The 19,329-nt window shown below is 59.1% G+C and carries 16 protein-coding genes and 1 pseudogene; 8 read left to right on the plus strand and 9 right to left on the minus strand.

What is annotated here, in order from left to right:
* The first annotated feature begins 307 nt into the window (after positions 1-307).
* Positions 308-1,126 carry an aldo/keto reductase gene (locus KW837_RS03570; RefSeq protein ID WP_218395145.1) on the plus strand — a complete coding sequence of 273 codons (819 nt, stop codon included), beginning with the start codon at positions 308-310 and terminating at the stop codon, positions 1,124-1,126.
* Between the two features lie 145 nt (positions 1,127-1,271).
* On the opposite strand, the gene KW837_RS03575 is transcribed toward KW837_RS03570, so the two are convergent.
* Entirely contained in the window at positions 1,272-3,092 is a 1,821-nt protein-coding gene (locus tag KW837_RS03575) for a DAHL domain-containing protein (RefSeq protein ID WP_218394537.1), read from the minus strand.
* 231 nt (positions 3,093-3,323) lie between these two features.
* The gene (locus KW837_RS03580; protein WP_218394538.1) at positions 3,324-3,887 is read right to left on the minus strand and encodes a GNAT family N-acetyltransferase; all 564 of its coding nucleotides are present in this window, start codon (positions 3,885-3,887) and stop codon (positions 3,324-3,326) included.
* A 224-nt stretch (positions 3,888-4,111) separates the two neighbouring features.
* On the opposite strand from KW837_RS03580, the gene KW837_RS03585 reads away from it, so the two are divergent.
* Positions 4,112-5,032 carry a universal stress protein gene (locus KW837_RS03585; protein ID WP_218394539.1) on the plus strand — a complete coding sequence of 307 codons (921 nt, stop codon included), beginning with the start codon at positions 4,112-4,114 and terminating at the stop codon, positions 5,030-5,032.
* Here the strand turns inward: KW837_RS03585 and KW837_RS03590 are convergent.
* Positions 5,022-6,005: a zinc-dependent alcohol dehydrogenase family protein gene (locus KW837_RS03590; RefSeq protein ID WP_218394540.1), complete on the minus strand. Its 984-nt coding sequence runs from the start codon at positions 6,003-6,005 to the stop codon at positions 5,022-5,024. The two genes, KW837_RS03585 and KW837_RS03590, sit on opposite strands and share 11 nt — an antisense overlap.
* Before the next feature lie 33 nt (positions 6,006-6,038).
* Positions 6,039-6,785 carry a fumarate/nitrate reduction transcriptional regulator Fnr gene (gene fnr / locus KW837_RS03595; RefSeq protein WP_218394541.1) on the minus strand — a complete coding sequence of 249 codons (747 nt, stop codon included), beginning with the start codon at positions 6,783-6,785 and terminating at the stop codon, positions 6,039-6,041.
* 212 nt (positions 6,786-6,997) lie between these two features.
* Between fnr and KW837_RS03600 the strand changes: the two genes are divergently transcribed.
* Positions 6,998-9,379 (plus strand): phosphoketolase, encoded by a 2,382-nt coding sequence (locus tag KW837_RS03600; protein ID WP_218394542.1) that lies wholly within the window; start codon positions 6,998-7,000, stop codon positions 9,377-9,379.
* Between the two features lie 6 nt (positions 9,380-9,385).
* Here KW837_RS03600 and ftsH read toward each other — a convergent pair whose 3' ends face one another.
* Positions 9,386-11,212: an ATP-dependent zinc metalloprotease FtsH gene (gene ftsH / locus KW837_RS03605; protein ID WP_218394543.1), complete on the minus strand. Its 1,827-nt coding sequence runs from the start codon at positions 11,210-11,212 to the stop codon at positions 9,386-9,388.
* A gap of 388 nt (positions 11,213-11,600) precedes the next feature.
* On the opposite strand from ftsH, the gene KW837_RS03610 reads away from it, so the two are divergent.
* Positions 11,601-12,098, plus strand: coding sequence for a BCAM0308 family protein (locus tag KW837_RS03610; RefSeq protein WP_123494005.1), 498 nt, complete (start codon positions 11,601-11,603; stop codon positions 12,096-12,098).
* Between the two features lie 211 nt (positions 12,099-12,309).
* Entirely contained in the window at positions 12,310-13,200 is an 891-nt protein-coding gene (locus KW837_RS03615; protein WP_218394544.1) for a universal stress protein, read from the plus strand.
* Between the two features lie 42 nt (positions 13,201-13,242).
* Here the strand turns inward: KW837_RS03615 and KW837_RS03620 are convergent, their stop codons facing one another.
* Entirely contained in the window at positions 13,243-13,809 is a 567-nt protein-coding gene (locus tag KW837_RS03620) for a phosphoribosyltransferase family protein (protein WP_218394545.1), read from the minus strand.
* 253 nt (positions 13,810-14,062) lie between these two features.
* Here KW837_RS03620 and KW837_RS03625 point away from each other — a divergent pair, with 253 nt between their 5' ends.
* Positions 14,063-14,758: a phosphoribosyltransferase gene (locus KW837_RS03625; protein ID WP_371317116.1), complete on the plus strand. Its 696-nt coding sequence runs from the start codon at positions 14,063-14,065 to the stop codon at positions 14,756-14,758.
* 1 nt (position 14,759) lies between these two features.
* A complete protein-coding gene (locus KW837_RS03630) occupies positions 14,760-15,437 on the plus strand; it encodes a dienelactone hydrolase family protein (RefSeq protein ID WP_218394547.1) in 678 nt (225 codons plus the stop codon).
* A gap of 26 nt (positions 15,438-15,463) precedes the next feature.
* On the opposite strand, the pseudogene KW837_RS03635 reads toward KW837_RS03630, so the two are convergent.
* A pseudogene (locus KW837_RS03635) lies at positions 15,464-15,673 on the minus strand (amino acid permease); the annotation flags it as partial.
* 75 nt (positions 15,674-15,748) lie between these two features.
* Here KW837_RS03635 and KW837_RS03640 point away from each other — a divergent pair.
* Positions 15,749-18,028 carry a heavy metal translocating P-type ATPase gene (locus KW837_RS03640; RefSeq protein ID WP_218394548.1) on the plus strand — a complete coding sequence of 760 codons (2,280 nt, stop codon included), beginning with the start codon at positions 15,749-15,751 and terminating at the stop codon, positions 18,026-18,028.
* Between the two features lie 45 nt (positions 18,029-18,073).
* Here KW837_RS03640 and KW837_RS03645 read toward each other — a convergent pair whose 3' ends face one another.
* Together KW837_RS03645 and KW837_RS03650 are read right to left on the minus strand one after the other, a co-directional pair.
* On the minus strand, positions 18,074-18,499 hold the full coding sequence (locus tag KW837_RS03645; protein WP_123494013.1) for a potassium channel family protein: 426 nt from the start codon (positions 18,497-18,499) through the stop codon (positions 18,074-18,076).
* A gap of 57 nt (positions 18,500-18,556) precedes the next feature.
* Positions 18,557-19,204, minus strand: a complete 648-nt coding sequence (locus KW837_RS03650; protein ID WP_123494015.1) for a BON domain-containing protein — start codon at positions 19,202-19,204, stop codon at positions 18,557-18,559.
* Positions 19,205-19,329: the final 125 nt, after the last annotated feature.

Consider the following 19,329-nt stretch of genomic DNA (forward strand, 5'->3'; position numbering starts at 1 on the left):
TGTAGTCCAGCAAATTCAGCTGCGCAGGAGAGGTGCCCAATGTCAGTCAATCAAGCGCAATTCCTGTGGGAGCGGGCTTGCTCGCGAAAGCGGTGTGTCAGGCAGCATCAATGTCGACTGTGTCGCCGTCTTCGCGAGCAAGCCCGCTCCCACAGGGTTGCGCGTTACTGACTGGCATGGGTCTTTGCCTATGATTGTTTTCAGCCGTAGAAAAATACTCACGCTGGCTGCCGGTGTTTCGGCGGTCTTCACCTTCGATCCGGCCTATGCCGCATCGGCGCCGTCGACGGAAACAGGAGGCAAGAACATGCTGACCCGAGCCATTCCTTCCAGCAACGAGCCGTTACCCATGGTCGGGTTGGGCACCTATCGCGGCTTTGATGTCGCGCCTTCCGACGCCCCTTACAAGCAACTGCCCGCCGTGCTCATCGCGTTGTTCGAGAAGGGCGGCACGGTGATCGACAGCTCGCCGATGTATGGTCGCGCCGAGCAGACGACCGGTGAATTGCTGTCGATCCATCGGCCTCGTTCGCCTGCGTTTCTGGCCACCAAGGTCTGGACCCAGGGTCGCGAAGAAGGCATCGCGCAGATGGAACAGTCGTTCAAGCTTTTGCAGACCGACCGTATCGATCTGATGCAGATTCACAACCTGCTGGACTGGAAAACCCACCTGCCCACCCTGCGCCAATGGAAGGCAGAAGGGCGCATCCGCTACATCGGCATCACCCATTACACCGCGTCGGCGTATGACGAGGTGGAAGCGGTATTGAAAGCCGAGCCGATGGACTTTTTGCAGATCAACTATGCCCTGGACGACCGCGGTGTCGAGAAGCGAATCCTGCCGCTGTGCCGTGAGCGCGGTGTGGCGGTGATCTGCAATCGACCTTTCGGCGGCGGCGGTTTGCTCGTGCGTTTGAAAGGCAAACCGCTGCCGGGATGGGCCGCGCAAGTGGGGGTCATTAGCTGGGCGCAATTGGCGCTCAAGTTCCTGCTGGCTCATCCGGCGGTGACCTGTGTCATCCCCGGCACCAGCAACCCGCGCTACATGGCGGAAAACGCCGGTGCCGGTTTTGGCCCGATGCTCACGGATGCGCAGCGTCAACAGTTGATGGCCTTGGTGGGGTAGTCGTGTTGGCGGGACGACTAATGCCAGTGAATCAAGCGCAGTCCCTGTGGGAGCGGGCTTGCTCGCGAAGACGACGGCACAGTCAACATTGATGTCGCCTGACATACCGCTTTCGCGAGCAAGCCCGCTCCCACAGGTTCTGCGCTTAACTAACTGACATTCCAGCGGTCGGCAATGCATGCGCCGTTTCCAGCGGAATCTCCAGGGTGAAAACCGCTCCGTGGCCCGGTCCATCGCTATGCACGCGAAGATGCCCGTTCATCTCTACCGCCGCGAGCGCACAACTGTGCAGGCCAAAACCATGACCTTCCTTGCGCGTGGTGAAGCCGTGATTGAAGATGCGGGTGATGTTTTCGGCAGCGATCCCTTCGCCCTGGTCCTCTACGCTGAGGCGCAGTATTGCGTTATCGATAATCTTGACGCCCAGCGTCATCTGGCGCTGATGGTCGCTGACCTTGGACATTGCATATTTGGCATTGCTGATCAGGTTGATCAGGATCAACAGCAGTCGGTGTTTGTCGCCGATGATCGTTGGCGTGTCCTGGTAGTCCTTGGTGACGACGACATGGTGTCGACTCAAGGCGCCGGAATTCATGCGTAACGCATCCTCGAACAGATCGACGACGTTCAACGGCTCGACCAGCCTGGCGGCACCGGCATAGGCCTGTTGAGTGGAAACGATGTCCTTGATGTGATCGATGCTTTTGGTGAGTTGTGACAGTTCGTCAACGATGCTCGATTGCTCGGTCGCGATGGAGTCGACCAGTTGATTGAGGTAACCGCGAAGCAGTTTGCCTTTTTCATCGAAGGTCATGAACTGCCCCAGGTCTTCGGCATGTTCGTTCATCATGTTCACCGCTTTACCCAGGCCAAGGGTTTTGCTGGCCGCCAATTTGCGGGTGATCACATCTGCCGAGACGTTAACGCTGTTCAGCACATTACCGACGTTGTGCAGCACATTGCTCGCGATCTCCGCCATGCCGGCCATCCGCGCGGCATCGACCAGTTCGCGCTCGGCTTCCAGCAGTTCGCGGGTGCGTTCCTCGACGCGTTGTTCCAGTCGCTCGTTTGCCGTTTGCAACTCATTGTTCATCTTGTTGATCAGGGCATAACTGCGAATCAGGCGGCCGGCCAGATACAACAACAGCAGGGCCATAATGCCGGCGCATATGCCCAGGTAAAGGTGATATTGGCGGTCTGTCGCGCTGGTACGCCGTTGTTTCTCGTTCAATAACTCGTTGATGCTGTCCAACTGCCGTCCGACCGGAATCACACTGATGCGATCAAGCAGATCATTAACGATGGGCTGTTCTTGAACAATGGCATTCACCGCGTCTACAAAGGCAGTGAAAGGCGGGCGCTGTTCGGGCGGCAGTTGATTGATGTATTCATTCAGATACTTCATATGTCCGGAGATTTCCTCAGCCCTTTCGCTGGAGACATAGAGGGCGTATTCAAGGGTATCCAACGTAACATCGAACACCACTGAGGCCGCCACAGCATCCACTTTCGGGCGTTTGTCGTTGAAATCTTCCAGCAACACCCGAATGTTATCTTCCAGCTCAGGCAGGGCCTCGAATGATATTCGCAAGGCCGTGTTGTGCTGTTTGAATTGCTCAACCAGTCGGGTTTTGTTTTCTACCGCATCCAGATAACCCTCGCGTCGAGTTTGCCAAAGGGTCGAGAGGGGGCCGGTCGCATTGAGGTTGTCGAGCTGCGCCCATCGCTGTTCTGCTTCAGCGGGGGCTCCCAGAAACAAATTGTCGTTCAGGCCGATTTTGGCTCTCAGAACCTTCACGTTCCAGTTGGCATCGAACTGCTTGAGTTGGCGAACGAAGTCGCGCGACTCGAAGTAGGTCGATGTGTCGTAGGAATAGGATTTGATCAGCAAAAATATCAGTACGCTGAAAAGAGTCAGCGCAATGGCGCCCAAGGCAGTCCATTTGTAATGATTGGAAAGCTTCATTGCGGCATTCCTCCCTGGGCCATCCTGAGGGAGAGGTTTTGCCAACGGTTAATGATTTCCATTTTTGCGCTCCCTGCAAAATGGCGATGATCACCACATTGTTTGTAAGCCTAGCGTTGTTGGCGGACACCGTTGAAAAAAACACAGAACGGCGGGTCGGCACTCGTTGTTAGAGCCCTGAGTGTTGAAACACCCCTCGGCGGATCCAATCACGCCGAGGGGCTTTTTTTTTTACAGATAGAGGCTATGAATGACCTGACGACTGTCATCGGGATCGTGACGGGTCTCAAAGCCCAGGGCTTTGGCCAAATCGCGCATGGGGGCATTGCTGGCGGCGTCGACGGAATACATCTGACGAAAACCATTCTTGCGCGCGGCCTTGATCAAATGCTCCATCAGCGTGGTGCCCAAGCCCAGATGCTGGTACTCATCGGCAACCGTCACGGCACATTCACACTCAGTGTCGGCGGTGGCGGCATAGCGGCTGACACCGATTTCAATCAGTTTGCCGTTGTCATGGATCAGGGCGATGTAAGCCAACCGCTTCTTGCCGTCGACATCCATCAACTGGTCGAGCATGGCCGTGCCGGGCTCATTGACTTGCGCCAGAAAGCGCATGTGCCGCGACTCCGGGGACAGCTGCTTGATAAAAGCATATTCACGTTCGCGGTCTTTTTCTGTCAGTGGCCGGATCAGCACATGGCGCCCGTCCCTGAGCGCTTCAATCCAGTACTGTCCGGAGACGGCAGCGTAGGCGGCGGCCGCTCGGTCATTGTGGTCTTTAACAGTGAGCATGGTGCAATTCTCCATTCGGGTTGAAAGGCTCGCGCGTCGCAACGAACCACGCGGTTCATTTCTTTTTTACGCCGCTGGCGGCGCTTGAATCTGATCTGGATCAGACACTCGTGACAGGCAGGCTCAAACGCTTGCATCTGATGTAAATCAACCGGGCCAGGGGGTAACGAGCGCAGTCTGGGAACATACCGGCGCTTTGGACCGGCACCGAATCGAGGTGTGTGATGGGTCAATATCAACGTGTGTTGCTGATCGCCGACCGAACCCTGTACCAATCCCCGGCCTTGCAGCGCGCCGTTGCCCTCGCCAAGGTCAGCGGGGCGATTCTGGATGTGCGGGCGTTCATAGAACCGGCCCCGATCATCCATTTGTGGGAAGAAAAAACCGATGAGGCGGAGTACCAGCGCTATCTGCGCCGCTATCGCCGCTGGATGGCGGAAGAAATTCAGCGCCTCAGCGGTGAGGGACTGAAAGTGAGCGTGGAAGTGGTCTTCACCACTCATCCATTGCTGGACATCCTGAGGTGCGTCGAAGAGCTCAAGCCCGACCTGCTGATCAAGGACGTCACGCTGGAGCCGCTGCTCAAGCGCGTGTTTGTCACCCCTCTGGATTGCCATCTGCTGCGCGAATGCCAAGTGCCGGTGCATCTGGTCAATCAGGCCCGTCACGCTTTGCCGCACCGGATCGTGGCGGCAGTGGACCCGTTCGACCCCTCGACGCAAATCAGTGGCCTCAACGACACCATCATTCAATCGGCGAATGCACTGGCCCTGCAATGCGATGCACCGCTGCATCTGCTGTACGCGTATGACTTGTCGCCGGCCTTCAATGGCGATGCGCCCTTGGTCAGCGGCGGGTGGAACGTGGACTTCATGGAGGAGCTGCGGCAATCCCTGCACCAGGCGTTTGTGAGCCTGGCCGATCGCTATGGCGTGCCACCGGAGCGCCGGCATTTCATCATGGGCCTGCCGGCGCCGGTGCTGAGTGAGTTTGTCGAGGAGTATCTGGCCGATGTCGTTGTAATGGGCACGGTGCATCGGGTGGGGTTCGATCGGTTGATCGGCAGCAACACGGAACGGGCGCTTTACTCGGTGCCGGGCAGTATTCTGGCGGTCAAACAGCCGGGATCGCGTGTCAGGGGATGAGCACAATCGCGCCTTTGACCTGACCGGCCCGCAGGCTGGCCAGTGCCTGATTGGCATCGTCCAGGGCGAAACAGGTGACATCGCTGTGCACGGGCGTATGACGCAGCTCTGCAAAAAACGCCGTGCCGTCCTCGCGAGTCAGGTTTGCCACTGAACGGATGCTGCGTTCGCCCCACAGCAATCGATAAGGGAAGCTGGGAATGTCGCTCATGTGGATGCCCGCGCAAATCACACAGCCACCCTTGACGGTGGCCTCCAGCGCCAGTGGCACCAGCGCACCGACGGGGGCGAAGATCAGGCTGGCGTCGAGCGGGTGCGGCGGCGGTTGATCCGAGGGACCTGCCCATTCGGCGCCCAGGGTTCGGGCATAGGCCTGGCCCTCGCTGTCGCCCGGTCGGGTGAAGGCATACACCTGCTGCCCCCGGCCCCGTGCCACCTGAATCGCCAGATGCGCCGCCGCGCCGAAGCCATAAAGACCCAGATGACGCGCCCCTTTGGCCATTTGCAAGGCGCGAAAACCGATCAGCCCGGCACACAGCAGCGGTGCGGCTTCGGCGGCCGAGAGCGCGTCCGGGATGGGAAAACAGAAATGGGCGTCGGCAACGGTGTACTCGGCATAACCGCCATCCAGGTGACAGCCGGTGAACCGGGCGCGATCGCAGAGGTTCTCCCGGCCCGAGCGGCAGAATGTGCACTCACCGCACGTCCAGCCGAGCCAGGGAACGCCGACGCGCTTATCGACCCAGTCGGGCGCGATGTTGGCACCCACCGCCGTCACTTCACCGACGATTTCATGGCCCGGCACCCGCGGCAGCACCGCTTGCGGTAGTTCACCGTCCACCAGATGCAGGTCGGTGCGGCACACGCCACAGGCCAGGACTTTGATTAACAGTTGGTGTGCGTCGGGTATCGGGATGGCACGCTCCTCCCGTTGCAGCGGCTGGCCGGGGGCATGCAAAACCATCGCGCGCATGACGATTCTCCAAAAGCCGATGCACCTGGGGCGTCAGGGGGGCGACTGCCGGTGACAGCCGACGACCAATTGCTTGAGCCCCTCCAGATTCAGGACTTTGACATTACGCCCGGAAATCTCGACCAACCCCTGATCCCGCAGATGAGCGATGCCCCGACAGATGGTTTCCAGGCGCAGGCCCAGATACGAGCCGATCTCTTCACGGCGCATTTTCAGCACGAAGTCTCTGGACGAGTACCCGCGAATGCTCAGCCGTTGCGACAGGTTCAGCAGGAAGGCTGCCAGGCGTTCATCGGAGTTCATGTTACCCATCATCATGAGCATGCTGTGATCACGCACGATCTCCCGGCTCAGGAGCTTGTTCATGTTGTGTTGCAGTGAGGGCAACTCCTGGGCGAGTTTCTCCAGTTGTGCGTAGTGCAGGGGGCAGACTTCGCTGTCTTCCAGGGCAAAGGCGCTGCAGGCGTGCCGATCGTCGCTGATGGCGTCCAGACCGAGCATCTCGCCGGGTATCTGAAAACCGGTCACCTGCTCGCGGCCATCGACCGACAGCATGCTGGTCTTGAATGCACCAATGCGTACCGCATACAGCGAGCGCAACGGATCACCGGCCCGGTACAGGGCGGCACCTTTTTTCACCTTTACCCGCTGAACGATCAGGGTATCCAGCCGCTCGACCTCCTGACCGGTCAAGCCGATCGGCAGGCATAACTCCAGGACGCTGCAGTTGGAGCACGCGGCCTTCAGATAATGATGTTGGTAGGGTCGGGTTTCGGGCATCACTTGTAGCCCCCTGATAGTGGGTAAAGGATAGTTTGGATCGCAACTTAAATCGGGCGTTTACGGGGGCAATCGACGAGCGGGAAAAGGCTCGTCCTCGTCGAGACGGGGCGGCCGGCGCAGGACTTGATGTAAATCAAGTCTTGCGCGTTGCAGACTCCCAGAATTGGCGCATGTTTAATCGGTATACCGAGCCCCTTGCGGAGAACGTCATGAGCGATTTTTTGAGTGCCGAGCAACTGGAAGGGCTGGATGCCTACTGGCGGGCCTCCAACTATCTGGCGGTCGGGCAGATCTACCTCAAGGACAACCCGCTGATGAAGGAGCCGCTGACGCTGGCGCATGTAAAGCCACGGCTACTGGGGCATTGGGGCACGACGCCGGGATTGAACCTGATCTATACGCACCTCAACCACCTGATCACGACCCACGACCTGAACATGATCTTCATCGCCGGCCCCGGGCATGGCGGCCCGGCGGTCGTGGCCCAGACCTACATGGAAGGGACGTACACCGAATTCAACCCGTCGGTGGGGTGCAACACCAACGGTCTGACTCGACTATTCCGGCAGTTTTCCTGGCCCTACGGCATTTCCAGCCATGTTTCAGCGCAGATTCCGGGGTCGATCCATGAAGGAGGCGAGCTGGGCTATAGCCTGGCCCATGCCTACGGCGCCGCGTTCGATAACCCGGATTTGATGGTGGCGTGTGTCATTGGCGACGGCGAGGCCGAAACCGGGACGTTGGCGGCCAGTTGGCACTCCAACAAGTTTCTCAACCCGGCGCGTGACGGGGCGGTGCTGCCGATTTTGCATCTGAACGGGTACAAAATCGCCAACCCGACCGTGCTCTCCAGCATCAGCGAGGAGGAGCTATCGGCGTTGATGTATGGCTATGGCTACGATCCGTATTTCGTCGAAGGGGATGACCCGGCAGAGGTTCATCAGGCCCTGGCCAGGACGCTGGACACCATGGTGCTGGAGATTCGTGAAATTCAACGGATCGCACGCCAACGGCCGCAAACCCGCCCACCGGAACGGCCCTTGTGGCCGATGCTGGTATTACGCACGCCCAAGGGCTGGACGGGACCGAAATTCGTCGATGGTCGTCGGGTCGAAGGCACCTGGCGCGCGCATCAAGTCCCGCTGGCCGATTTTCAGCAACCCACGCACTTGCGGCAATTGGAGGAATGGCTCTACAGCTACCGCCCTGACGAGCTGTTTGACGCCAATGGCACCTTGCTGCCCGAAATCGCCGCCCTGGCGCCGACCGGCCACCGGCGAATGAGCGCCAATCCCCACGCCAACGGTGGGCTGCTGTTGCGGCCGCTGGAGTTGCCGCGGTTCACCGATTATGCGGTGAACATCGAGGTGCCCGGTGGTCTGCGCGCAGAAGCGACACGGGTGCTGGGAGCGTTTTTGCGAGACGTGATGAAAGACAATCTGACGTCGAGCAATTTTCGTCTGTTCGGTCCGGACGAAACCGCCTCGAACCGGCTGGATGCGGTGTATGAAGTCAGCGCCAAGGCATGGATGGAGCCGCTGGGCGTCGACGACGTCAATCTGGCAGCCGATGGCCGGGTGATGGAGATTCTGAGCGAACAGGTGTGCGAAGGCTGGCTCGAAGGCTATTTGCTGACGGGCCGGCATGGGCTGTTTTCCTGTTACGAGGCGTTCATCCACATCGTCGACTCGATGTTCAACCAGCATGCCAAATGGCTGAAAACCGCCGCTGAAGTGCCATGGCGCAAACCCATTGCCTCGCTCAACTATTTGCTCACGTCCCATGTCTGGCGCCAGGACCATAACGGCTTCTCCCACCAGGATCCGGGGTTCATTGATCTGGTGGCGAACAAAACCGCGGACGTGGTCCGGATCTATCTGCCGCCCGACGCCAACTGCCTCTTATCGGTGGCCGATCATTGCCTCAGAAGCCGCAATTACGTCAACGTGATCGTGGCCGGCAAGCAACCGGAATGGCAATGGTTGAATATCGATGCGGCGATTCGTCATTGCCAGGTCGGTATCGGACGGTGGGACTGGGCCTGCCAGGATGATAGCGATCCCGACGTGGTCATGGCCTGTGCCGGCGACGTTCCGACCCTTGAAACCCTGGCCGCGGTCACCTTGCTGCGCGAATACGTGCCGGATTTGCGGGTGAGGGTGATCAATGTCGTCGATCTGATGGTCCTGCAACCGTCGTACCACCATCCCCATGGTTTGCCGGACAACGCATTCGATGAACTGTTCACCGTCGACCGACCCGTGATTTTCGCCTTCCACGGCTATCCCGCGCTGATCCACCGACTGCTGTACAAGCGCACCAATCACGAAAACTTTCATGTCCGCGGCTTCAAGGACGAGGGGGCTACCACCACACCGTTCGACATGGCGGTGCTCAACAACCTGGATCGGTATCAGCTGGCACTGGATGTCATCGAGCGCGTGCCCCGGCTGCATGATCAGCTCCAGACCGCCCGGGCGCGCTACTGGGCGACGATGGAGAAGCACAAGCTTTATCTCATCGAACACGGGCAAGACATGCCCGAAGTGATGCAGTGGCAATGGACACCGGCGCCGGATAACCGGGCTTGATGGTTATCACAGTTTCGGTAATGCCGGGGCAGGCTTGAGTGGCATCAGCGGCGGGAATTCCTCGGGGGTGAGGGTTTCCTTTTCCAGCAACAGGCGGGCCCCCTCATCCAGGTCGGCCCGGCGACTCTCCAGCAATGCCTTGGCCCGTTGGTAGGCTTCATCGAGCAGGGCGCGGATACCCAGGTCGATTTCCCGGGCGGTCTGTTCCGAATAATCCTTCTCGCCTACCGTGGCCATGCGGTCTCCCAGGTACGTTGCGTTTTGCCGCTCCAGCACCGATTGTCCGAGTTCGGCGCTCATGCCGAACCGGGTGATCAATTGGCGGGCGATATCAGTCGCGCGGCCCAGATCATCGGCGGCCCCGGTGGAGATCTGGCCATAGACCAGGTCTTCGGCGGCGCGCCCGGCCATCAGCACGACAATCCGGTCCTTGAGGGTCTGGCAACTGATCAGGAAGTGATCCTCGGTCGGTCGTTGCAGGGTATAGCCGAGCGAGCCGATGGCGCGGGGCACGATCGACACTTTATGCACCGGATCCATCGCCGGCAGCGTGCTGGCGGCCAGAGCATGCCCCATTTCGTGATAGGCCACTACCCGGCGCTCGTCGGGATCGAGCAGGCTGCTCTTGCGTTCGAGCCCCGCGATGAGCCGCTCTACGGCCGCGGTGAAATCGTTCAGGCTGACCGCTTCGGCGCCGCGTCGAGTGGCGACGATGGCCGCTTCGTTAACCAGATTGGCCAGGTCGGCGCCGGTGAAGCCGGTGGTGATCTCGGCGATACGTGCGCCATCAAGCCCTGGCTCCACGGTGATTTTCTGCATATGAACCTTGAGGATCGCCTCCCGACCTTTGCGGTCGGGGCGGTCGATCAGAATCTGCCGGTCGAAGCGCCCGGCCCGCAACAACGCCGGGTCGAGGACCTCAGGCCGGTTGGTCGCGGCCAGCAACACCACGCCCTCACGGGGATCGAAGCCATCCAGCTCGGCCAGTAACTGGTTGAGGGTCTGTTCTTTTTCGTCATTGCCGCCCAGCGTACCGACGCCGCGCATCTTGCCCAATGCGTCGAGTTCATCGATGAAGATGATGCAGGGCGCCGCCTGCCTGGCCTGCTCGAACAGGTCGCGGACCCGGGCTGCGCCGACCCCGACGAACATCTCGACGAACTCGGAGCCGGAGATCGAGAAAAACGGCACACCGGCTTCCCCTGCGATGGCTTTGGCCACCAGCGTCTTGCCGGTGCCTGGCGGGCCCACCAGCAAGGTGCCTTTGGGAATGTGTGCGCCCAGGCGTGCGTACTTGGCCTTGTCCTTGAGGAACGAGACGATCTCCACCAACTCGGCCTTGGCTTCGTCGATGCCCGCGACATCGGCGAAGGTGACCCCGGTGTCGCGTTCGACAAACACCTTGGCCCGGGACTTACCGACATTCATCAGCCCACCAAGACCTTGTTTGTCCGCCATCCCGCGAAACAGGAAATTCCAGAACACCATGATCAGGACAAACGGTAACAACCAGCCCAACAGGCTGTTCAAAAAGGTGTTTTCGGTGGTTCCGGTAAAACCGACGCCCGATTGAGACAGTTCGGTCGCCAGCGCCGGGTCGACCCGCACGGTGGAGAACCGCTCGCGTCCGTCGATGGGCTCTTGCAACTTGCCGCTGATCTGGTCCTTGTCGACCCGCAAATCACTGACTTTTTGCTCGTTCAACAGTTGCAGGAATTGGCTGTACGGGAGGGGCTGCACCGCCTGGCGCTCGCCGAAGAAAATCTGTGCGAGGCTCAGCACGATAAAAGCGATCGCGAAGTAGGACAGATTCCACTGGTCGTTCTTTTTCATGGCCTTGGCTCAGAGTGGGAACGCAGGGTCGTTTATAACGGGCCGCCACCGCGCGGTCAGGGTTGTTCCACGCCCAGGGGATGAAAAGTCATTGAAAAGCGACACCCTGTTTCTGCAGGCCAGCGACCGACCCCTTTACTAAAGATAGCCTGCTTCAGCTTCTCCCTCGCGGGTGAAGCGCTACGCCATGCGGACCCTGGCAATAGCGGGGTGACCGACTGTCGGTTGTTGGCCCGAATTGACAATTATCAACCTGTGCAGCAAGGAACCGGGTCCAAATTAAGTCTTGAGGTTCACGGTGTTTTCAATGCGCGCCACTGCAAGGGGGCGATTTGAAAGCACGGCTTCGCGTGGGATTTTTATCCAAGTCATTTGTGAGGAAAAGACCATGGACAAGTATCAGCAGAGTCAAAAAAACAACCTGTTCAAAACCCCGGCGCATGATCCGTATTGTTTGCCGCGAGTCGAAGGTTCTGCCATCTGTTCGGAGTGTGGAGCCGCTTATCAAGCGGGTAACTGGACCTGGAAGATTCCTGAAAACACGGTGATTCATGACGCGCAATCGATGATCTGCCCAGCCTGTCGGCGTACCAATGACAACAGGCCTGCCGGCACGCTGACGCTATCGGGCAGCTTCTTGCTTGAGCATCTGAATGAAATCGTCAACCTGATCAAAAATACCGAGGAACAGGAAAAAGCGGAACATGCCCTGGAGCGCCTCATCAGCCTGACCGACTCAGAGGATGCGCTGATTGTGACCACCACCGGTATCCATCTCGCGAACCGTCTGGGTCACGCACTTGAAGCGGCTTTCAAAGGACACTCCGATTATCAGTACAACGATAATGAGTACGGGCTGAGCGTCAGCTGGACGCGTGACGACTAGAAGCATCGACGCGCACAAACTGCTATCGCTTACCAGGCAGGTTTATGCGGGTAGCCTGCCTGGCGCAGGTATTTGATATTTATCAACGCCAGGGAGATCCCAACGGAGGAGTCTGAGGTTAACGCTGGTGCTTGACCCAGCGAGGACGCAACGGCTGCCTCCCGCAACAGGTAGTGCAGGCGTTGAAAAGCCACCTGTCTGGAGTCAGATCATGAGCCAGTACCAACGGTTATTGCTGATCATCAACCCGGCCCTGCGTCACTCTCCTGCAATACACCATGCAGCGGCCCTGGCCAAGGCCAGCGGGGCAACTTTGCACATAGTTGCCTTGATAAAGTCGTTGGACATTCTGTCCCTGCTGGAAGAGGGCGTGCGGGAAACGGCTCGGGAGAGTTACCTGCAGGACCATCGCGATTGGCTGCAGAGTCAGGCAAAAAATATCCGTGGTCGGGGGATCGAAGTGACGACGGAGGTGGCCTGGGCCGATGACCTGCAGCAGGACATTCTTGATCACGTCACGGAAATGCAGCCCGACCTGTTGATCAAGGAAGTTCAGCATGAATCTGCGCTCAAGCGCGCGCTCTTCACCCCTCAGGATTGGCACCTGCTGCGCCACTGTCCGATTCCGGTCTATCTGGTGGGCGCCAGTGGCCATGCCTTGCCGCGCAAGGTGGTGGCAGCGGTTGATGCTTGCGATACCGACCCTTCAGACAGCGAGCTGAATGAGCGGATTATCCAGCAGGCTACCGGGCTCGCGCTGCAGTGTGATGCCGAGTTGCACCTGCTGTACGCCTGCGACACTTCGACAGACTATCTGGGTGATATGGGCGGTGGTGGTCTGACGCTGTCGGAACTGACCAGGCAAATGCGTAAAGCCCTGGAGAAATCGTTCCTCAAGTTGGCCGGTCGATACGGTGTGCCGTCTGACCGTCGGCATTTCATCCTGGGACATCCCGTCTCGGCGCTGAGTGAGTTCGCCTTTGAGCAACACGTGGATGTGATCGTGATGGGCAGGGTGCAGTCTCACGGCTTGAACAAGCTTGTGGGCAGCACCACCGAACATATCCTGTATCAGGTGCCTTGCAGCGTTCTGGCAGTCTAGGGGCGGACCTTGCCGACTACGCTCAATTGGCTGGAAAGCGAGTCAGCGGGCAGCGCCATGACGCAGCACTTCAATGCAAAACTCCAGTTCATAGGGCGGCACGTTGCATTCGACGATGTCATGGGCGGCCACTTGCAGGTGCACGCCGACAATATCGGCATGGATCGGCTGCTGGCAGACATGCCGGTCGACCAGTACTGCCGTGTAGACCCGACGAGCACCGAGTTGCGCCAGGTACGCGCAGGTGCGCAGGAGCGAATGGCCTTCAAACAGCACATCATCGACAACCAGCAGGGTGGTATTGGCAAGGTCCAGCGTGTTGAGAAGCGGGTTCTCGGTCAGTGCAGTGTGTGCATGCAGCACCTTGAGGTCATCGGCATAGCGCTTGACCTTCAGTGGGTAGAGAGGCAGTTCTGGCTGGCCGGTCTGACGTGACAGATGTTGCCGTAAACGCTGTGCCAGAGGCTCACCACGGCGCTGGATGCCGACCAATGCCGCTTGAGCGGGCGGCAACAGTGTTGCGGCCTGGCGCGCCATTGCCTGCAGCACCAATTCGAGTTCATCGCTGTCGTACAAGCGCAACCGCTGACTCGAAGGCAGAGTAGGCATGGCAGTCTCCCGTCGAAAGCCCGATGGGTGAATCATAACGTAAGGGCTGTGTAGAGCATGCGCCTTGGGAGGACCACTGGACAGCCTTGCGCGGGCACTTGATATAAATCAACAACAAGGAGACTTCAGGAGCGGAATCTAAACTAAGGATGATGCTTGATTCAGTGAGGACGCGACGGCTGCCCACGGTCTGGAGAAGTCAGGGCGGAGTGATACGAACCGACAGGCGTGATCGCCGGGGAGGTTTCAAGTGATTCAGAACCCCTCATCGCAAACCCTCTTGCGCGACCGGGTTGATGCCGGTCGGAGACTGGTAGAACCGTTGCTCAAATACGCTCATCGACCCGATGTCATCGTTCTCGCTTTGCCCCGTGGCGGCGTGCCGGTTGCCTATGAAATTGCCACGGCCCTGGAGGTGCGCCTCGACCTGATGCTGGTCCGCAAGCTGGGGGTGCCATTCCATGAGGAGTTCGCCATGGGCGCGATTGCCAGTGGCGGCATACAAATCGTCAATGAAGAGGCGCTGCGGGCGAACCGTATCGATCAACGCACACTCGATAACGTGGTTGCACGGGAAACGCAGGAGCTGGTGCGGCGCGAGCGTGCCTACCGCGGGACGCGGGCACCGGTGCAACTCAAGGATCAGGTGGCGATTCTGGTCGACGACGGCCTGGCGACCGGCGCCTCGATGATGGCGGCGATACACGCGGTGCGCCTGCAATCACCGTCGCGCATCGTCGTTGCGGTGCCAGTGGCACCGCTTGATACGCTAGAGGCCCTGTATAGCGAAGTCGATGAGGTGATCTGCCCGCTCATTCCTGAGTGGATGATGTCGATCGGTTATTGGTACATGAACTTTTCCCAGACCTCGGACGATGAAGTCATCGATCTTTTGCAACGGGCCTGGCACAGAGAATCCGGCGGGAGTGTTCCCGGTCAGGAGGATTGAAATGATTGAGGCTCGCTATCGAAAGCTGGACCTGGGGGACATGGCGCTGTCTGCCGACCTGCGTCTGCCCAAGAACGCTGTCGGCCTGGTGGTCTTCGTCCATGGCAGCGGCAGCAGTCGTTCAAGCCCGCGTAATCAACAAGTTGCCGAGTCGCTGGCCCGGCGAGGGCTGGGCACATTACTGTTCGACCTGCTCACGGAACCGGAGCAACACTTGGATAATCAGACCCGGGAGCTGCGTTTCGATATCGCACTGCTTTGCGGGCGGTTGGTGAAGGTGATCGACTGGATTGGCCAGGATGCCGAACTGCAACAGCTTCGGATCGGATTGTTCGGCGCCAGCACCGGTGCCGCTGCGGCGCTGATGGCAGCGGCCGAGCGTGCGGACGTGGTGCATGCCGTGGTGAGCCGAGGAGGGCGGACCGACCTTGCGGGTGCGGCGCTGGCCCGCGTGAAGGCTGCGACCCTGCAGATTGTCGGTGAGCAAGATCCGGTGGTGATCAATCTAAATGTGCAAAGCAGTCATGCCTTGCGGTGTGAGAAACGTCTGGAAGTCGTGCCGGGCGCTACGCATCTTTTTGAAGAAACAGGCGCGCTTGAAACAGTCGCCAGGCTGGCTGGCGACTGGTTCGAGCGGTATTTGCACGGTAGTCGTCCAGCGTCGACCCCCACCGTCTGATGCTTGTCATACGCCAAATGGAAAGGTGAATACAGCGTCAGCAGCAGGAACAGTTGAATGCAGCCATTGGTGATCCACAGCGCATTGGCCGGCACACCCTGGCTGTTCTCCACGGCGAGCGCCCCCGGCATGACGTTTTCCCTGGCCGGGGTAAACACCGATTCGGCCGCTAGCAGCGTCCAGGCGAGCAGGGCGCCACCCACCGAAATAATCAAGCCGATACTGATCAATACCGATGACGCATTACGAACATGCCGGGCATTCGAGTCCTAAGCTCTATCCATTCATGTCGCGCGCAGGAACTCACATCAATGCTCGGTAAGTGGCTGGATCCGGCTCTATTGCTGCTCACCACCCTGACCCTGCTGGTCGGGGGCATTGCGCAGGTCGTCGGGAAGTCTGACTGGGCATCGATTTTCTGGGCCGCAGGCAGTCTGGTGATGGCCCTGGTATTGCTCGTCGAGATTGCCAGGCGCCTGGCCCGACGCGAGGCCGGTGTAGATCTGATTGCACTGCTGTCGATTGCAGCGGCGTTGTTTTTTGAACAGACGCTGGTGGCGGCGGTGATTGCCTTGATGCTGGCGTCAGGTCGCATCCTGGAGTTTTTTACCAAACAACGCGCCGAACGCGAGCTGCGTGCGCTGGTAGACCGGGCGCCACGCTTTGCCTGGCTGCAAGAAAGTGGCGATTTACGGCAGATACCGGTTGAGCAGATCCAACCGCACCAGACACTGCTTGTACGCTTGGGGGAGGTGGTACCGGTCGATGGCTGTCTACTCAGTTCTACAGCCGTTCTGGACGAATCGGCGCTCAGCGGTGAGTCACTGCCGGTCACCCGCCAGGCAGGGGAGCAACTGCCCAGTGGCGTGACCAATGTCGGTGCGCCCATTCTCCTGACAGCCACGCGAACGGCAGCGCAGAGCACCTATGCCGGGGTGGTGCGCCTGGCCGAAACCGCACGACGCTCGCGCGCGCCTTTCGTGCGTCTGGCCGACCGTTATGCATTGCTCTTCATTCCTCTGACATTGCTGATTGCCGGGATCGCCTGGCACATGAGTGGAGATTCTTTGCGAGCGCTGGCGGTTTTGGTGGTGGCCACACCTTGCCCTTTGATTCTGGCGGTGCCGATCGCGATTATGTCAGGTATCTCCAGGGCGGCGCGGCGCGGGATCCTGATCAAGGACGGCGTGACCCTGGAAGCGCTGGCCGGGGTCAAGCAGGTGTTTCTCGACAAGACCGGCACGCTGACCAGCGGCCATGCCCGTCTGCAGTCGATTGAAACCAACGGAGCGTTCGATCCGCAGCGCCTGCTTGGCCTGGCCGCTTCGCTGGCGCAGGCCTCGACGCACCCGATTTCCCAAGCCATTGTCACAGCGGCCTATCAGCGTGGATTGCCGCTCAGCCTGCCGCAGGACGTTGAGGAGATTCCGGGCGCGGGTCTTTGCGGGCTGATCGATGGCCTGCGAGTGCGCTTCGGCACCTTGTCGTTTGTTCATAAAGACATGCCTGTGCCTGGCTGGGCCACAACCATGCTGCGCCACATGGATTACCTGGCGTGCAGTGGCAGTTTCATTGAAGTGAATGGGGCACTCGCCGGTTTGCTGGTTTTCTCGGACAACCTGCGTCGGGAAACCCCGCTAACCCTGCGTCGACTGCGCAACAGAGGCATTGAGAGAATCGTCATGCTCACGGGTGATCGCCTGGAAACCGCCGAGATGATTGCGCTGTCTGCCGGTATTGACGAGCTGCGTGCCGGGTTGACCCCTGAGGATAAAGTGCGTGCGGTCCAGGAAGGCTGCCTGCGCGCCAGCACACTGATGGTGGGCGATGGCATTAACGATACCCCCGCACTGGCGGCCGCCCATGTCGGTGTGGCGATGGGGGCCAGCGGTGCCACGGCCTCTGCGCAAGCCGCGGGGGTTGTGCTGCTGGTGGATCGCCTGGATCGTCTGGTAGAGGCGCTGGACATTGCCCGCCGGACCCGTCACATCGCCCGCCAAGGCGTGTTGGTCGGCATGGGAATGTCCGTGCTGGCCATGGTTGTGGCGGCCTTCGGTTACCTGCCGCCGCTTATCGGCGCCATTGTGCAGGAAGGCATCGACGTGGTGATCATTATCAATGCCCTGCGTGCATTGATGCCATCGCAAGGTCTGCACCAACAGCTTGCCGGGGAGCATATCGATCGCCTGCAGGATGAACATGATCAGCTTTCCACGGTGCTGAGCGATCTGCATAAGATGGCCAACGACTTTGCCCTGCGTCCACTTGAGCAAGCACAGGCCGACTTGGGTGAACTGGTGGATAAGCTGCAAGCCTCACTGGCCCTCCATGAACGCGAAGATGAAAAAAACCTGTACCCGCTGCTGACAAGAAGCATGCAGGGTGAGGACCCCTTGTCGGCATTGAGCCATGCCCATCGAGAGATCTTTCGCCTTATCCATGTGCTGGCGCGCATGAGCGCTGACTTCAGTGCCGACCCTGCAACGGCTTGCGCCGATGAGATTCAGCACCAGTTGATTCGTCTGGATACCCTTGTGCAACTGCACTTTGACCAGGAGGAGGAACTGTTCCGTTATCTCGACAGACGCTAATGAAAAGCCGGTCTCAGTCGATCCGTGCAAGGGAAGGGCGGCGGGTTATTTGCGCTTCCAGTACTTCTGCATTTCGATAAACAGAAAGGATGCCGTCCAGGTGATGAGTACCAGACCGGTCAGGGCCTCCAGACCCGTCAGGTACTTGAGGTTGCCCACCGGTGCAATATCGCCGAAACCGATTGTCGTGTACGTGGTGAATGAAAAGTACACGCAGTCCATCAGTGAACCATCGAAGTTGCCAATCAGGCTGCCCCATTCTCCGGAGCGCACCATCAGGTAATAGACCAGCGCGAAGCACCACACCTCTATGGCATGGGCCAGCAGAGCACCGAACACCCCGACGACAATCCTGAAGCGGCTCCAGAGTTTAAGCCTCGGCAACCAGTCATTGAGGCGTAACAGGCATTCGTAGTGGATCACCACTGCGACGATCACCACCAGCGTATTGATCAATGTGACCGCGAACATCATGCACCTCCAGTGAAACGCGGCCGGTGCGATCCACGATTTCCCCAGATCATTGACTCAGGCGAGCAGCAAATGATCTTCAACCTGCTTTACACCGGGCACCGACCAGGCTGCACGTTCCGCTATTTTGCGCTCGCGCCACAAATGAACCCTGCCTTCAAGCTTCACGACGTCGCCTTCGACCTTGACGTGGATCTCCTTGGCATCGACTTCGGCATTGCGCTTGAGGGCTTCTTCGATACGTTGCTGGACATCGACCGCATTCACCCGTGCACGAAGGGTCAGCAGGTTGTCGATGCCGACCACTCCCGACAATTTGTGCACGGCCCGCTCCACGGTTTCTTTCTGGTATTGCCAGTCCACTTCGCCTTCAAGGGTGACCCAGCCGTTCTGCACCGTGATTTCGATGTCATCCTCGGGAACGTCTGAGCTCCACGCGATGATGTTCAAGGCCCGGGCTGCGATGGTGTCATCCGCCGTGCCAGCGTTTTTCTCCGGTCTGACCTGAATTTCTTCGGCCAGCGCGCGTACTCCTTTGATGCTTTTTACCGCGCGTTCTGCGTTGATTTTCTGCATGTAGCTCTTGACGTGCCCGGAGAGTGTGACGACGCCGTTGTCCACGGTCACACCGATGTTGGCAGCATCGATATCAGGCTGGAATTCAAGCTCTTCCAGAATATGTTGACGCAAACTCAAGTCGCTCATGGTGATGCCCTCTGTCTGATACGTGGATTACAACGGACGCAAGCCTGGCCCGATCAGTTTTTTCTACACTGGAACGACATCAAGACATTGAGCTAAATCAACAAGGCTTCTGTGAGTGCGTCCGG

This window comes from Pseudomonas sp. PDM24, from assembly GCF_019218905.1.
GTDB lineage: Bacteria > Pseudomonadota > Gammaproteobacteria > Pseudomonadales > Pseudomonadaceae > Aquipseudomonas.

What these genes read in the sequence shown, in the direction of transcription:
- ftsH (WP_218394543.1), bottom strand. Translation starts at nt 11,212, where the DNA reads ATGAAAAAGAACGACCAGTGGAATCTGTCCTACTTCGCGATCGCTTTT.
- fnr (WP_218394541.1), bottom strand. Translation starts at nt 6,785, where the DNA reads ATGCCCGAAACCCGACCCTACCAACATCATTATCTGAAGGCCGCGTGC.
- KW837_RS03580 (WP_218394538.1), bottom strand. Translation starts at nt 3,887, where the DNA reads ATGCTCACTGTTAAAGACCACAATGACCGAGCGGCCGCCGCCTACGCT.
- KW837_RS03590 (WP_218394540.1), bottom strand. Translation starts at nt 6,005, where the DNA reads ATGCGCGCGATGGTTTTGCATGCCCCCGGCCAGCCGCTGCAACGGGAG.
- KW837_RS03640 (WP_218394548.1), top strand. Translation starts at nt 15,749, where the DNA reads ATGCTCGGTAAGTGGCTGGATCCGGCTCTATTGCTGCTCACCACCCTG.
- KW837_RS03600 (WP_218394542.1), top strand. Translation starts at nt 6,998, where the DNA reads ATGAGCGATTTTTTGAGTGCCGAGCAACTGGAAGGGCTGGATGCCTAC.
- KW837_RS03610 (WP_123494005.1), top strand. Translation starts at nt 11,601, where the DNA reads ATGGACAAGTATCAGCAGAGTCAAAAAAACAACCTGTTCAAAACCCCG.
- KW837_RS03585 (WP_218394539.1), top strand. Translation starts at nt 4,112, where the DNA reads ATGGGTCAATATCAACGTGTGTTGCTGATCGCCGACCGAACCCTGTAC.
- KW837_RS03575 (WP_218394537.1), bottom strand. Translation starts at nt 3,092, where the DNA reads ATGAAGCTTTCCAATCATTACAAATGGACTGCCTTGGGCGCCATTGCG.
- KW837_RS03650 (WP_123494015.1), bottom strand. Translation starts at nt 19,204, where the DNA reads ATGAGCGACTTGAGTTTGCGTCAACATATTCTGGAAGAGCTTGAATTC.
- KW837_RS03620 (WP_218394545.1), bottom strand. Translation starts at nt 13,809, where the DNA reads ATGCCTACTCTGCCTTCGAGTCAGCGGTTGCGCTTGTACGACAGCGAT.
- KW837_RS03570 (WP_218395145.1), top strand. Translation starts at nt 308, where the DNA reads ATGCTGACCCGAGCCATTCCTTCCAGCAACGAGCCGTTACCCATGGTC.
- KW837_RS03630 (WP_218394547.1), top strand. Translation starts at nt 14,760, where the DNA reads ATGATTGAGGCTCGCTATCGAAAGCTGGACCTGGGGGACATGGCGCTG.
- KW837_RS03645 (WP_123494013.1), bottom strand. Translation starts at nt 18,499, where the DNA reads ATGTTCGCGGTCACATTGATCAATACGCTGGTGGTGATCGTCGCAGTG.
- KW837_RS03615 (WP_218394544.1), top strand. Translation starts at nt 12,310, where the DNA reads ATGAGCCAGTACCAACGGTTATTGCTGATCATCAACCCGGCCCTGCGT.